Source organism: Enterobacillus tribolii (assembly GCF_003363015.1).
GTDB lineage: Bacteria > Pseudomonadota > Gammaproteobacteria > Enterobacterales > Enterobacteriaceae > Enterobacillus > Enterobacillus tribolii.
Map to the genome: position 1 here is coordinate 279679 of NZ_QRAP01000001.1, position 14610 is coordinate 294288.

Below are 14610 nucleotides of genomic sequence, written 5' to 3' on the forward strand. Positions count from 1 at the left end.
GAAACTTATTTTTTGTACTTTGCGTTCAGCGCGTCCAGTTTATCCCCGGTCTGCTCTTGTAATACCAGTGACTGCCTCTGCAGCAGCGCCATCTCTTTTTTATCCTCTGCCGATGCATCCGGCTTCAGATACAGTTCGTGAAGTTTGATAGCCAACATATTCCCCTGATAAATATCAAGACGAAGCTGCTGAACTTCACTGCTTTTAAGCGCTAAAGCGGACAACGACGCGTTAGCTGATTCAAACATCGCTTTAGACTTGGTCATCACGGCATTTATGGCGGCTTTATCACCGTTTCTGCCGAGTTTAACCAGTTCATCCCTGACGCCGACGGCGCTGCTGTTCGCGGTATTGATCACCGGGTTCAGCACGGCCAGATCGGTACGGATATCCGCATCGCTTTGCACCGAGAGGGTATCCGGCTTGGCCGCCATATTGCCGGCGGCGGCCGTTGGGGCCTCATCGCAACCGGACAACAGTAACGCTGAAGCCAACAGGGCAGTGAGAAACTTTGACATAACGGATCCTTGTTAACCAAAAAGTGTGTGCAGAACGCGCTTACTTCACCAACAATTGCGCCCTGCTTGAGTAAAACCGGGCATACGCCAGATAGCCGGCAATAATGGTCGACAGGCTGGCCGTCGAGAGCAGCATAAACGTGACCATAATCTGGTAACGGATGGCCTTCACCGGATCGATACCGGCAAAGATCAGCCCGGACATCATACCCGGTAAACTGACTAATCCCACCGTTTTAGCGGAGTCTACCGTCGGAATCAGCGCCGCGCGGATGCTGTTGCGGATTATCGCGCCGGAAGATTGCTTCGGCGTGGCGCCGAGGCTCAGCATTTCCTGCACCTTCTGCCGTTCGTCGGCGAAACGCTGGCGCAGGTTGTTGTAGCACAGCCCGACGGCAACCATGGCGTTGCCGGCGATCATGCCGGAGATCGGGATAACCTGCATCGGCGTAAACTCAATCGAGCCGCTGAAGATCAACACGGCCAGCGTCAGCCCGGTGCCCGTTACGATGGCAATCAGGGAAATAACGAAAGCATTGTCCAGATTCTTGCTGCGCTTTTTGGCGTTCCAGGCGGCGTTGACGCAGATGAACAGCACCATCAGCAGCGTCAGAACGGCATGGTCGACGTTGAAAATGTACTTCAGCACATAGCCGACGATGATGAGCTGGATAATGGCGCGGGTAATGCTCCAGAGAATGTCCTTCTCCAGCCCCAGTTTTTCCTTGCCGCTGATCAGCAGGGCGATGACCACCAATGCCAGCGCCATCAGCAGGGACTGGTCGGTGATATTGAGATCACTCATGTGCGGCCTCCGCGGCGACAGGTTGCATGTGAAAGACATGACTGGCCGAATGAATTTCATCACTGTTATGGGAAATCCACAACACGCCCAGTTGGTGTTCCTGAACAAGCTCGTCGATCAATTGATGAACGATCTGCTTATTGTCATCGTCGAGGGCGCTGGTGACTTCATCAAGCAGCAGCACCTCCGGCAGGTATTGCAGGTTACGCAGCAGGGCGACGCGTTGTTTCTCCCCGCCGGAAAGTTCATCGATGGTTTTGTACACGATGCCGGCATCCAGATGAAGGCGCAGCAGGCCCTGCCGGATTTTTTCCTCGTCGGCGCGCTGCCCGCGGATGAGATAGGGAAAAGCCAGGTTGTCCATCACCGTGCTGCCGAACAGCAGCGGGGTCTGAAAGCAGTAGGAAACCCGTTTCCGGTACTCTTCCGGCTTCAGCGTCCGGCTTTCCGCGCCGCTCAGGATCACCGTGCCGGAGGTCGGCTCCAGCAGCGTGGCGGCGATTTTCAACAGCGTACTTTTTCCGCAGCCGGAAGGGCCGGTGATAATGCACAGTTCGCCGCGGTTCAGCGTGAGGGATACATCGTCGAGAATTTTGCGGTCATCGGCGATAAAGCCGATGTTCCTGAGTTCGAGCAGCGTTTTCTCCGGCATTTTGCTTGTCCGTTGCCATTGAGGAAGCCGCCCCCGCAGGGGCGGTGATGTTGTTTAGTCTTTGATGCGCCAGGTGACGGTTTCACCGGCGAGGAAGGGGATCAGCATGTCGTCGCCGGCGTTGATGCTTGCTTCGATCGTCTCTTCTTCGCGGATCAGTTCGATGAAATCCGGGTTGACCGGCAGGCCGTAGAATGCCGGGCCGTTCAGCGAGCAGAAGGCTTCCAGATGCTGCAACGCGCCTTCCTGTTCGAATACCGTGGCATACGCCTGCAGGGCGCTGGGTGCGTTGAATACGCCGGCACAGCCGCAGGATGACTCTTTGCGGCCACGTACGTGCGGCGCGGAGTCGGTGCCCAGGAAAAAGCGCGGGTTGCCGCTGGCGATAACCTTACGCAGCGCTTCCTGATGCACGCTGCGCTTCAGGATCGGCAGGCAATACAGGTGCGGACGTATGCCGCCGACCAGCATGTGGTTACGGTTAAACATCAGGTGCTGCGGCGTGATTGTCGCTGCAAGGAAATGGTCGCCTTCGCTGACGAACTGCGCCGCTTCACGGGTGGTGATGTGTTCGAATACCACCTTCAGTTCAGGAAATTGGCGGCGCAGCGGCATCATCACCTGTTCGATGAAGCGGGCTTCGCGATCGAAGATATCTACGTCGGCGTGCGTGACTTCGCCGTGAACCAGCAGCGGCATGCCGATTTTCTGCATTTGCTCAAGCAGCGGATAAATGCCCGGCACGGAGGTCACGCCGTGGCTGGAGTTGGTCGTCGCGTTTGCGGGATAAAGCTTGGCGGCGGTGAACACGCCTTCCTGATGGCCACGTACCAGTTCGTCGGCGGCCAGATGATCGGTAAGGTAGCAGGTCATCAGCGGCGTAAAGTCGTGACCGCCGGGCAGGGCGTCCAGAATACGCTGACGGTAGGCCCGGGCCTGATCCACGCTGGTCACCGGCGGCACCAGGTTAGGCATCACAATCGCGCGCCCGAAGTGACGGCTGGTATAGGGCAGTACCGTTTTCAGCATGTGATCATCGCGCAGATGCAGGTGCCAGTCATCGGGACGGTGAATTTTTAATGAATGATGCATGACGGTCATGGCTAAACTCCGGCTGACGGTGACGTAAAAGAGGGAATTTGTGGCGGGGAGTAAGGATAAGCGGAAACCGTGCCGGATGCATCCCTTTGTTACCGCTGAAGAACAAATTCCCATCAGCCGGGATTATGGCGTACTCTAAAACAAGGGTTTTCTACAATGGATCGGGCCGCGTTGCCCTAAATAATGAAGGGGAGTGTATATGAGTGAAGTTCGCGTTGTTGCCATGTTAACCGCCAAACCTGAGTTCAGCGCAGACATTCGCGCCGCGGTGGAACGCGTCGTGGAGCCGAGCCGGGAAGAGACGGGGAATATCCGCTATGACCTGCACGAAGACAGGGAGCATCCGGGCACCTATGTGTTCTTTGAAATATGGGCGTCGGATGAGGCGCTGAAATACCATGATCAAACGGCACACTTCCGCAGATTCGTTCAGGATGTTGACGGTAAGCTGGAACTGCTGGAGATCAGGAAGTTGGACCAGATTGCCTGATTAACGGGAGAAATGCCAGTCTCCGGGAGCTGAGGATTTCCGTCATGCTCATTGCATCATGCAGCCGGAGACTGTGCAGGCATGATAGCGATTTATAGGAATAATACTAGATGTTAAAGCTGGTTTTTGAATGTCGCCTGATATAAAACTTCTTTTTCGAATAAAATAACGACGTTTGTATCTATTGTATTATTATAATATGAATTTTACGCCGCATTGGCGTTAATCGTTTTAACAAATTACGCCGCCCCCGCATCAGTATTGGAATAAAAAAACCCGCCTGTTAAGCGGGTTTTTTGTGGGTCAGGGCTAACTCGTCAGCCTGCGGTTTTATACCGCCGGAGGCTTGGTAGCCGGTGCCGTGGCCTGATTGGACGCGGCGTGACCGCCTGCACCGCCTTTGCCATGGAAATCGAATTCCGGGCGCTGCCAGGTGCTGGTCACGGCGGGCTGAGGAACGTAATCCGGCGCCGGTGCTTTGGTCATCGGTGCGGAAGCGTGCGTGTTATTACGCTGCGTGGCGACGATGCTTTCACCTGCGGGTACGGTCGTTGCCGGCCGGACGTCCGCAATGATTGCCGGGCGTACTTCTTGCGCTTCAACGACAGCCGGAACGTCAGCAACAGGCTGAGCTACTGCTTCGGTTACCGCTTCCGGAACCACAGGCTCCTGGGCAGGTGCTTGCGCAACAGGGGTCTTCTCCTGAGCTTCCGCCTCCTGATTCACCGTTTCCTGCGTTTCTGTTTCCTGAGCTTCTGTTTCCGGAGCTTCTGTTTCCGGAACAACAGCGTCTTCCACAGCATCCTCTGCTGCAGCATCTCCTTTCGCAACAACGGCGTCTTCCTGCGGTGCCGGGACATCGTCCTGGTGCGTGAATGACGGGTGTTCCGTTTCCGGTGCTGCTTCAACGTCAGGTTGCTCTGCAACGGTTTCGTTTGCCGGCGCCGCGTCAGCGGAGGTGTTGTCGCCGGAGACGAACGGTTGCACCGGTGTTTCAACAACGGCTTCAACCGGCGCGTTTACCTGCTCAGCGATGGTTTCAACAACCGGCTGTGCGATCGGGGCGGCTTCTGCCACCGGCATCACGGAGGTAACGGCATCCTGCTGCTCTGCCTGATTTTCCGTTTGAGCGACAGGGTAACGCACCCATACCTTGCCGGAAGCCATTTCCGGAGAGGCGACAGCCAGCGCCAGCGGCATCGGCGATCTGGACGGATAGCGCTCGTCACGGTAACGGCGGCGACGCTGACCACTTACCCGCAGATGACGCGGTGAGCGGCGTGAACGACGCGGCATGCCGTTTTCGCTGTTGCGGTTTTCACGGTTATCTTCACCGTTCTCCGCGTTGTCGGCGCTTTCCTGAGCCACTGCAACCGGCAGAGCGGCGACCGGTGCGTCCGCAACAACGGCGGGAACCGGCGCCGGCGCAGTCAGAGCGGGCAGCGCTGCGGTTTCGGCAGATGCTGCTTCGCTGGTGATGCGTACTTTCTGCGTCAACTGACGGCGTTGGCGGCGCGGAGTGACCTGCTGCGTTTCTTCCGCACTGCTGTCGTCGGTTTCTTCTGCGGCGCTCTCCAGGACTTTCACTTCCTGCTGGGCCTGACGTTTTTCCTCCTGACGACGGCGCTGGCGCTCGTTACGCTGCTCACGGCGCTGTTGCTGCTGTTCGTCACGGGGAGCCGTATCGCGGGAAGAAGATGCTTTCACTTCTTCCTGAGCCGGTGCGGTTTCTGCTGCCTGACGCTTATTATTGCGACGGGAATCATCACGGTTGCCGCGTTCACCGCCGTTGCGCTCGCCGCGCTCCTTGCGGTTGCCCTGACGGCGGTTGTTGCGACGGTCCTGATTCTGGCGGCGTGATTCACCGGCGTTGCTGCTTTCTTCGGTTTTTTCGCTTTGAACCGCGGCGTCATCATCGCCGGAGAACATGTTCTTCAGCGCGCCGAAGAAGCGGCTTAACAGGCCCGGCTGTGCAGCAGCAGGCGCAGGCGTTTTCGCTGCCGGCTTGCTTCTGGGCGCTTTGGCCTCAACGGCGACCGGCTCCGGCGCTTCCGTTACCGGCGGCGCTTCAACCTGCAAACTGAACGTCGCCAGCGCAGGCTGTTCAGGACGCTTGCGCTCCAGCGGCGCATCATCTTCCGATGCCTGATTCTCCGCTTCATGCAACTGCGGCAGCATATAGCTCAGGATATTGGTGCCTTCGCCTTTACGTACGCGCACCACGGAGTAGTGCGGGGTCTGCATCTGGTCGTTAGGCACGACGATGACTTTAACGCCGCTCTGACGCTTCTCGATGGCGCCGACGGAGTCGCGCTTCTCGTTAAGCAGGTAAGAGGCGACCGGCACCGGAACAATGGCATGAACTTCGCTGGTGTTCTCTTTCAGCGCTTCTTCTTCAATCAGACGCAGAATGGAGAGCGACAGGGATTCGTTGTCACGAACGGTGCCCGTGCCGTTACAGCGCGGACAAACGTGGTGGCTGGACTCGCCCAGCGACGGGCTGAGGCGCTGACGCGACATCTCCAGCAGGCCGAAGCGGGAAATACGACCGATCTGAATACGGGCGCGGTCCTGGCGCACGGCGTCGCGCAGGCGGTTTTCCACCTCGCGCTGGTGGCGCACCGGCGTCATGTCGATAAAGTCGATGACGATCAGGCCGCCCAGGTCACGCAGGCGCAGCTGGCGGGCGATTTCGTCTGCGGCTTCCAGGTTGGTGTTGAACGCCGTTTCTTCGATGTCGCCGCCGCGGGTAGCGCGGGCGGAGTTGATATCGATGGCGGTCAGCGCCTCGGTGGTGTCGATAACGATAGAACCGCCGGACGGCAGACGCACTTCACGCTGGAAGGCGGACTCGATCTGCGATTCGATCTGATAGTGGCTGAACAGCGGAATTTCACCGGTGTACAGTTTGATTTTGCTGCTGAAATCCGGGCGACCCAGCGCGGCGATGTGCTCTTTCGCCAGATCGAGGATTTTCGGGTTATCGATCAGGATTTCGCCGATGTCCGGGCGCAGATAATCGCGGAAGGCGCGGACGATCACGTTGCTTTCCTGGTGAATCAGGAACGGCGCGGAACGGCCTTCTGCGGCTTTCTTGATCGCTTCCCAGTGCCTCAGGCGGAACGAGAGGTCCCATTGCAGCGCGTCGGCGGATTTGCCTACGCCGGCGGTGCGGACGATAAGGCCCATGCCGTCCGGAACCTGCAGGGAGGAAAGCGCTTCTTTCAGTTCGGTGCGGTCGTCGCCTTCGATGCGGCGGGAGATACCGCCGGCACGCGGGTTGTTGGGCATCAGCACCAGATAGCTGCCTGCCAGGCTGATAAAGGTGGTTAACGCAGCGCCTTTGTTGCCGCGTTCTTCTTTATCTACCTGAACGATGACTTCCTGTCCTTCGCGCAGCACGTCTTTAATATTGGGGCGTCCGTGGGAAGAGTAATTTGCGGGAAAATACTCACGGGCGATTTCTTTCAGGGGGAGGAAACCGTGTCTTTCAGCGCCGTAATCGACGAAGGCTGCTTCGAGACTGGGTTCAACACGGGTGATCTTACCTTTGTAGATGTTGGCTTTTTTCTGCTCGTGGCCGGGGCTTTCGATATCCAGGTCATACAGACGCTGGCCGTCCACCAGGGCCACACGCAACTCTTCTTGCTGAGTTGCGTTAATCAACATTCTTTTCATCTTAAACTTACTCGTTATTTTTTCATTGGTCACTAAGCTGCGGGCAGAATAACGTTCTGGGCGGGAGGGAAAACCGACGGCCCCGAGTCTTATCGCAAAGTCGTCAACCTCACGGTTGTCGCCTGCATAGGGGCGCATTATTTCGGTGAGCCCGCGTTTCTTTGTGAAAAGCAGCGCTCTTTATCAGGATATTGTCGCGAAAAAAGGCGGCACTCCCGATCCCATATTACCGGCCAGACTGCTACCCGCAGCCCGCTAATTGCTTGATTTCACATCGCGTCTTACGCCATTGCTGCGCTTTGTGACATCTTGCAAACACACAATTTCCGGCGTTTTATTCATCTTCACGGGAAGATGACACAAAAATGAACGCGGAAGTCACCGCATTATTCCACCTCAGAGTAGCAGATAGCAAGGTGACTTTTCTTCCCGGACGGAAGATTCTTCTTATGGAGTAAAGCCCGGCAGGCGGGAAACGGTGATCTGGCGCAACATAATGAAATGTCACAGCGTCCCGTAACTTAAGAAATTAATGTTCCGCCCGCGGAAGGTTAATGTTTTTTCACTGATAAAAAAGAGGTGGCGCGCTAAAGTCAGCCTCTTTAGAATCGCGCCCATGAATACGAATAATGTCACAGTTCAGTTAGTCACGATTGCCGATGACGAGGCGGGGCAGCGCATCGATAACTTTTTGCGCACCCGGCTCAAAGGCGTGCCGAAAAGCATGATTTACCGCATCGTGCGTAAAGGGGAAGTGCGGGTTAATAAAAAACGCATTAAACCGGAATATAAGTTGCAGGCCGGCGACGAGGTGCGGGTTCCGCCGGTGCGCGTGGCCGAGCGCGATGAAGCGCCGGTTTCCGCGCGCCTGGATAAAGTTGCCGCGCTTGATGACTGCATTCTTTATGAAGATGAAGTGCTGCTGGTGCTGAATAAGCCGTCGGGAACGGCGGTGCACGGCGGCAGCGGCCTGAGCTTCGGGGTGATCGAAGGGCTGCGCGCCCTGCGCCCTGAGGCGCGCTTCCTTGAGCTGGTGCACCGGCTTGACCGCGAAACCTCCGGCGTGCTGCTGGTGGCCAAGAAACGCTCCGCGCTGCGTTCCCTGCATGAGCAACTGCGCCTGAAGGGAATGCAGAAAGATTATCTGGCGCTGGTGCGCGGGCACTGGCAGTCGCACGTTAAGGCAGTGCAGGCGCCGTTGCTGAAAAACGTGTTGCAGAGCGGGGAGCGGATCGTGCGCGTTAACGCCGAAGGCAAGCCGTCGGAAACCCGGTTTAAGGTGGAAGAGCGTTTCGCGTTCGCCACGCTGGTGAAAGCCAGCCCTGTGACCGGCAGAACTCACCAGATCCGTGTTCACGCTCAGCATGCGGGGCATCCGATCGCCTTCGACGACCGTTACGGCGACCGGGAATTTGACGGACAACTGACGGAAACCGGCTTGAACCGGTTATTTCTGCACGCGGCGGCGCTGAGGTTTGAACACCCTGCCAGCGGCGAAACGATGCGAATTGAGGCGCCGATGGATAACACCCTGCGCCGCTGCCTGAGCGTGTTGCGGGACAAGTATAAGGCCTGATGCAGGCTCCGGCGTTTATCCGCCCAGAGCCTTACGCGCTTTTATTTTCCGGCGTGCAGTAATGCATTCATGCCGTGGCGCAGCAAAAGCGCGTTCAGGGCGATAAGCGGCAGCCCGACCAGGGCGTTGGGGTCGTTTCCTTCCAGTTTTTCAAACAGCAGAATGCCGGCGCCTTCGCTTTTGAAGCTGCCGGCGCAGTTCAGCGGCTGTTCCAGCGCGACGTAAGCACGGATTTCCTCTTCGCTTAATGACCGAAAGTGAACGTGAAACGGTTCGCAAACCGTTTCCGTTTGCTGCGTTTGGCTGTTCAGCACGCACAGGCCGGTATAAAAGGTGATGCGTTGGCCGCTGGCCGCGCGCAGCTGGGCGTGCGCGTTTTCTTCCGTGTGGGGCTTGCCCGTGATATTGCCGTTAAGGACACACACCTGATCGGAGCCGATAATCAGGTGTGCGGGGTACTGCGCCGCCAGCGAGCGCGCTTTGTCATACGCCAGGCGCTGCACCAGCAGGTGGGCGCTTTCGCCCGGCAGCGGCGTTTCATCGGCCTGCGGCGCGGCGCATTCGAAGGACAGGGCCAGCTTCTCCAGCAGGGCGCGGCGGAACGGCGAGGTTGAAGCTAAAACAAGTGGTGACATATTTTTTCCGGAAACCATGGCGTAATTGAAGCAGTCATTTTAAACTGTCCGCCGCTCAGGAAGCGAATATTGGCGGAAAGGTGCGCGAATGCGCCTTTTCCTTTTGACTCTCTGTCGTTACAAAGTTAATATGCGCGCCCTATGCAAAAGGTAAAATTACCCTTGACCCTTGATCCAGTTCGCACGGCTCAGAAACGTTTGGATTACGTTGGTATCTACACGCCTGAACAAGTGACGCGCGTTGCTGAATCTGTGGTCAGTGTGGACAGTGATGTCGCCGTTGAATTATCGTTTAACATCGATAACCAGCGGTTGGCGGTGATCACCGGGCAGTCGGACGTAACGGTAACGTTACGCTGTGAGCGCTGTAATCAACCGTTCCAACAGCATATCCATACAACGTATTGTTTTAGTCCGATCGTCAATGACGAGCAGGCTGAAGCATTACCGGAAGAGTATGAGCCGATTGAAGTCAACGAGTTTGGCGAAATCGATCTGCTGGCGATGGTAGAAGATGAGATTATCATTACTCTGCCCGTCGTTCCGGTGCATGAATCTGAACACTGTGAAGTGTCCGAAGCGGACATGGTGTTCGGCAAACTGCCTCCCGAGGCGGAGAAACCGAACCCGTTTGCCGTATTAGCCAGTTTAAAGCGTAAGTAATCAAGGAGTAAGGTCAATGGCCGTACAACAGAACAAAAAAACCCGCTCATGCCGTGGCATGCGTCGTTCTCACGATGCGCTGACCACTGCAACCGTCTCTGTTGACAAGGTTTCCGGTGAAACTCACCTGCGTCACCATGTCACTGCGGATGGTTACTACCGCGGTCGCAAGGTTATCAACAAGTAATACCTGAACAGTATTATCAAGGCGATACCTTGACTCGTCTAACCATAGCGTTAGATGCCATGGGCGGGGACTTCGGTCCCTGCGTCACAGTGCCTGCAAGTTTGCAGGCACTGGCCTCTGATCCCAATTTGCACCTTCAGCTTGTCGGACAACCCGATGCGATAACGCCGTTCCTGAACAAAGCAGACCCCCCGCTTCTGCAACGATTGCAGGTGATTCCGGCGGAGTCAGTGATCCCCAACGATGCCAAACCTTCACTCGCGATCCGGGCCAGCCGGGGCACATCTATGCGCGTTGCGCTGGAGCAGGTGAAAGAGGGGCAGGCGCAGGCGTTGGTCAGCGCGGGCAACACCGGCGCGCTGATGGGATTGTCGAAGCTGATGCTTAAGCCGCTGGACGGCATTGAGCGCCCGGCGCTGATGACGGTATTGCCGAATCAGCAGCGCGGCAAAACGGTGGTGCTGGATCTGGGCGCGAACGTGGAAAGCAGCGGCGCTATGCTGGTGCAGTTCGCCGTAATGGGCGCGGTGATGGCGGAAGAGGTGCTGAAAATTGACTCTCCGCGCGTCGCGTTGCTGAATATCGGCGAGGAAGAGACCAAAGGGCTGGACATGATCCGCGAAGCCGCCGCAGTGCTGAAAAGCACGCCGGAAATTAATTACATCGGCTATCTCGAAGGCAATGACCTGCTGACGGGAAAGACGGATGTACTGGTTTGTGACGGCTTCGTGGGTAATGTTACCTTAAAAACAATGGAAGGAGTGGCGCGTATGTTTTTGTCGCTCCTGAAACCATCGGGTGAAAAGAACAAGCGGGCCTGGTGGCTTAGATGGCTGGGGCGCGTGATACAAAAGCGGATGGCCAAACGATTCGGCCACCTGAACCCCGACCAGTATAATGGCGCGTGTCTGATAGGATTGCGCGGCACCGTGATCAAGAGTCACGGCGCTGCAAATCAGAAAGCGTTTGCTGTCGCCATTGAGCAGGCTGTGCAGGCGGTGCAGCGGCAGGTTCCCAAGCGAATCGCCGCGCGCCTTGAAACCGTGTACCCGGGGCTGTCGGCCCGTGGCGATCGTGCCGCCGGAGAAGCGCCGGGTATTATTCAAGAGTGACTGAGCTTACATGATGTATACACGAATTCTCGGTACGGGAAGTTATTTACCCGAACAAGTGCGCACCAATGCTGATTTGGAAAAGATGGTGGAAACGTCGGATGAGTGGATTGTTACCCGGACCGGTATCCGGGAGCGCCGCCTTGCTGGCGCGGATGAAGACGTCTCCACCATGGCGTATGAGGCGGCGAAGCTGGCGCTGGAGATGGCTGGCGTCAGTAAGGATGACATCGGGCTGATCGTCGTCGCGACGACGTCTGCGACCTTTGCGTTCCCCAGCGCCGCGTGCCAGGTACAGCAGATGCTGGGCATCAAAGGCTGCGGGGCATTCGACGTTGCCGCTGCCTGTGCCGGCTTTACCTATGCGCTGAGCGTAGCCGATCAATACGTCAAAAATGGCGCCGTGCGCTATGCGTTGGTGATTGGTTCCGATACCCTGAGCCGTACGCTTGATCCCGAGGATCGCGGTACGGTGATTTTGTTCGGCGACGGTGCCGGCGCGGTGGTGCTGGGCGCCTCCGAGGAGCCGGGCATCCTCTCTACGCACATTCATGCCGACGGCCACTACGGCACGTTGCTGACGCTGCCTGTCCAGGAGCGCCACAGTGATAAAACGGCTTACCTGACCATGGCGGGCAACGAAGTGTTCCGGGTGGCGGTAACCGAGCTGGCGCACATCGTTGATGAAACGCTGGAAGCCAACAACCTGAGCCGCGAGGATCTGGACTGGCTGGTTCCGCACCAGGCCAACCTGCGCATCATCGCCGCGACGGCGAAAAAACTGAACATGAGCATGGACAGCGTGGTCGTCACGCTGGATCGCCACGGCAACACGTCGGCCGCCTCCGTGCCTTCGGCGCTGGACGAAGCGGTGCGCGACGGACGAATTCAGCGCGGGCAACTGATTTTGCTGGAAGCCTTCGGTGGCGGGTTCACCTGGGGTTCGGCATTGGTTCGTTTTTAACGTTCAACGGTTTTAACGTTCAACATTGGGCTTATACCCGGAGGCTTCAGGCCGGCGTGGCCTGCAGCATGCAAGGGGACAGGAAAAAATAATGTCTAAATTCGCAATGGTATTTCCGGGGCAGGGGTCTCAGGGCGTAGGTATGCTTGCCGATTTGGCGGCGCAATACCCGGTGGTGGAAAGTACGTTTGCCGAAGCGTCTGAGGCGCTGGGTTATGACCTGTGGCACCTGGTGCAAAACGGCCCCGCCGAAGAACTGAATAAAACCTGGCAGACGCAGCCGGCGTTGCTGGCGGCATCCGTCGCTATTTTCCGCGTCTGGCAGCAGCAGAACGGCAAAGCGCCGGCGCTGATGGCCGGGCACAGCCTGGGCGAGTACTCCGCGCTGGTATGCGCCGGCGTACTGGACTTCAAACAGGCTGTCAGCCTGGTTGAACTGCGCGGCAAACTGATGCAGGAAGCCGTGCCCGCAGGCACCGGCGCCATGTATGCCATCATCGGCCTGGATAACGATGCCATCGCCAAAGCGTGCGAAGAGTCCGCGCAGGGGCAGGTGGTTTCTCCGGTGAACTTTAACTCGCCGGGGCAGGTGGTTATCGCCGGCAACAAAGAAGCGGTGGAACGCGCCGGAGCGGCATGTAAGGCCGCGGGCGCCAAGCGTGCGCTGCCGTTGCCGGTCAGCGTGCCGTCACACTGCGCGCTGATGAAGCCTGCCGCCGAGAAGCTGGCGGTGGCGTTGCAGAACGTGACGTTCAGCGCGCCGGCTTTCCCGGTTATCAATAACGTTGACGTTAAGGTGGAAACGTCGCCTGACGCCATGCGCGACGCGCTGGTGCGCCAGCTGTACAGCCCGGTGCGCTGGACTGAAACCGTGGAATCCATGGCGGCGCAAGGCATTGAGCATTTGCTTGAAGTGGGACCGGGCAAAGTACTGACCGGCCTGACCAAGCGTATTGTTGACACCCTGACGGCGGAAGCCATTAACGACACGGCTTCCCTGTCGGCGGCGCTTGAACAATAAAAAGAGGAAAACGATGAGTTTTGAAGGAAAAATCGCGCTGGTGACCGGCGCAAGCCGCGGTATCGGGCGGGCAATTGCGGAAACTCTGGCCGCGCGCGGCGCTAAAGTTATCGGCACCGCGACCAGCGACAAGGGCGCGGCGGAAATCAGCGATTACCTGGGCGCCTCCGGCAAGGGGATGACGCTGAATGTGACCGATGCGGCGTCCGTTGATGCTGTATTAACGGCAATTCGTGCGGAATTCGGCGAAATTGATATTTTGGTAAATAATGCCGGCATTACGCGTGATAACCTGTTGATGCGCATGAAGGACGACGAGTGGCAGGATATCCTGGACACCAACCTGACTTCGGTATTCCGCCTGTCAAAAGCCGTAATGCGCGCTATGATGAAGAAACGCTTCGGGCGTATCATCACGATTGGGTCCGTTGTCGGTACCATGGGTAACGCCGGGCAGGCTAACTATGCGGCAGCTAAAGCCGGCCTTATCGGTTTTAGCAAGTCGTTGGCGCGGGAAGTGGCTTCCCGCGGTATTACCGTAAACGTTGTGGCTCCCGGCTTTATTGAGACGGACATGACGCGTGCATTAACGGAAGAGCAGCGCGCCGGTATTCTGGCAGAGATTCCAGCGGCGCGGTTGGGCGAGGCTAAAGAAATCGCCAGCGCTGTTGCGTTTTTGGCCTCTGATGAGGCTGGCTATATCACGGGTGAGACGTTGCATGTCAATGGCGGCATGTATATGATCTAAAAATCACGAAAACTATTTGCGTTTATTGGGGTAAACACCGCAAAATAGCGCAAAATCGTGGTTTGACCAGCCGGGATTTAGTTGCATCTTTTTCAACTTTCAATACACTACGAAAACCATCGCGCAAGCGAGTTTTGATAGGAAATTTAAGAGTATGAGCACTATCGAAGAACGCGTTAAGAAAATCATTGTTGAACAGCTGGGCGTAAAAGAAGACGAAGTCGTGAACAGCGCTTCTTTTGTGGATGACCTGGGTGCTGATTCTCTTGACACCGTTGAACTGGTTATGGCTCTGGAAGAAGAGTTTGACACTGAGATTCCGGACGAGGAAGCAGAGAAGATCACCACTGTTCAGGCAGCTATCGACTACATCGAAGCCGCTAACAAGTAATCGGACATATCCAGGCGGTCATTCGACCGCCTACGCTTTTCCTGTTCCTGTGAAGCTTCTCAACCCCCT

At 57.0% G+C, this 14610-nt stretch carries 15 protein-coding genes; 9 read left to right on the forward strand and 6 right to left on the reverse strand.

Features of this window, described 5'->3' with window-relative positions; all coding sequences use genetic code 11:
• Positions 1-5: 5 nt before the first annotated feature.
• Genes C8D90_RS01255 through pyrC form a run of 4 tightly spaced genes read right to left on the reverse strand, consistent with a single transcriptional unit; the run spans position 6 to position 3076 of the window.
• Complete coding sequence (locus C8D90_RS01255; protein ID WP_115456602.1) at positions 6-518, reverse strand: hypothetical protein; 513 nt, start codon at positions 516-518, stop codon at positions 6-8.
• A 40-nt stretch (positions 519-558) separates the two neighbouring features.
• Positions 559-1323, reverse strand: coding sequence for an iron efflux ABC transporter permease subunit FetB (gene fetB / locus C8D90_RS01260; protein WP_115456603.1), 765 nt, complete (start codon positions 1321-1323; stop codon positions 559-561).
• On the reverse strand, positions 1316-1975 hold the full coding sequence (gene fetA / locus C8D90_RS01265) for an iron efflux ABC transporter ATP-binding subunit FetA (RefSeq protein WP_115456604.1): 660 nt from the start codon (positions 1973-1975) through the stop codon (positions 1316-1318). The genes fetB and fetA overlap by 8 nt, the downstream gene beginning before the upstream one ends.
• Positions 1976-2029: 54 nt before the next feature.
• Positions 2030-3076: a dihydroorotase gene (pyrC, locus tag C8D90_RS01270; RefSeq protein WP_115456605.1), complete on the reverse strand. Its 1047-nt coding sequence runs from the start codon at positions 3074-3076 to the stop codon at positions 2030-2032.
• Between the two features lie 199 nt (positions 3077-3275).
• On the opposite strand from pyrC, the gene C8D90_RS01275 reads away from it, so the two are divergent.
• The gene (locus C8D90_RS01275; RefSeq protein WP_115456606.1) at positions 3276-3566 is read left to right on the forward strand and encodes a putative quinol monooxygenase; all 291 of its coding nucleotides are present in this window, start codon (positions 3276-3278) and stop codon (positions 3564-3566) included.
• Positions 3567-3896: 330 nt separating this feature from the next.
• Here the strand turns inward: C8D90_RS01275 and rne are convergent, their stop codons facing one another.
• On the reverse strand, positions 3897-7244 hold the full coding sequence (rne, locus tag C8D90_RS01280) for a ribonuclease E (protein WP_115456607.1): 3348 nt from the start codon (positions 7242-7244) through the stop codon (positions 3897-3899).
• A 616-nt stretch (positions 7245-7860) separates the two neighbouring features.
• On the opposite strand from rne, the gene rluC reads away from it, so the two are divergent.
• Positions 7861-8820, forward strand: a complete 960-nt coding sequence (gene rluC / locus C8D90_RS01290) for a 23S rRNA pseudouridine(955/2504/2580) synthase RluC (RefSeq protein WP_115456609.1) — start codon at positions 7861-7863, stop codon at positions 8818-8820.
• 41 nt (positions 8821-8861) lie between these two features.
• On the opposite strand, the gene C8D90_RS01295 is transcribed toward rluC, so the two are convergent.
• Entirely contained in the window at positions 8862-9455 is a 594-nt protein-coding gene (locus tag C8D90_RS01295) for a Maf family protein (RefSeq protein WP_115456610.1), read from the reverse strand.
• 141 nt (positions 9456-9596) lie between these two features.
• Here C8D90_RS01295 and yceD point away from each other — a divergent pair, with 141 nt between their 5' ends.
• From yceD to acpP, 7 genes are all read left to right on the forward strand, one after another.
• On the forward strand, positions 9597-10118 hold the full coding sequence (gene yceD / locus C8D90_RS01300; RefSeq protein ID WP_115456611.1) for a 23S rRNA accumulation protein YceD: 522 nt from the start codon (positions 9597-9599) through the stop codon (positions 10116-10118).
• A gap of 16 nt (positions 10119-10134) precedes the next feature.
• A complete protein-coding gene (rpmF, locus tag C8D90_RS01305; protein WP_115456612.1) occupies positions 10135-10305 on the forward strand; it encodes a 50S ribosomal protein L32 in 171 nt (56 codons plus the stop codon).
• A gap of 29 nt (positions 10306-10334) precedes the next feature.
• The gene (plsX, locus tag C8D90_RS01310) at positions 10335-11417 is read left to right on the forward strand and encodes a phosphate acyltransferase PlsX (protein WP_115456613.1); all 1083 of its coding nucleotides are present in this window, start codon (positions 10335-10337) and stop codon (positions 11415-11417) included.
• A 13-nt stretch (positions 11418-11430) separates the two neighbouring features.
• On the forward strand, positions 11431-12381 hold the full coding sequence (locus tag C8D90_RS01315; RefSeq protein ID WP_115457221.1) for a beta-ketoacyl-ACP synthase III: 951 nt from the start codon (positions 11431-11433) through the stop codon (positions 12379-12381).
• A gap of 91 nt (positions 12382-12472) precedes the next feature.
• Positions 12473-13402, forward strand: coding sequence for an ACP S-malonyltransferase (gene fabD, locus C8D90_RS01320; RefSeq protein ID WP_115456614.1), 930 nt, complete (start codon positions 12473-12475; stop codon positions 13400-13402).
• 13 nt (positions 13403-13415) lie between these two features.
• Positions 13416-14150, forward strand: a complete 735-nt coding sequence (gene fabG, locus C8D90_RS01325) for a 3-oxoacyl-ACP reductase FabG (RefSeq protein ID WP_115456615.1) — start codon at positions 13416-13418, stop codon at positions 14148-14150.
• Positions 14151-14304: 154 nt separating this feature from the next.
• Positions 14305-14541 (forward strand): acyl carrier protein, encoded by a 237-nt coding sequence (gene acpP / locus C8D90_RS01330; protein WP_005293837.1) that lies wholly within the window; start codon positions 14305-14307, stop codon positions 14539-14541.
• The last annotated feature ends 69 nt before the right edge of the window (positions 14542-14610 follow it).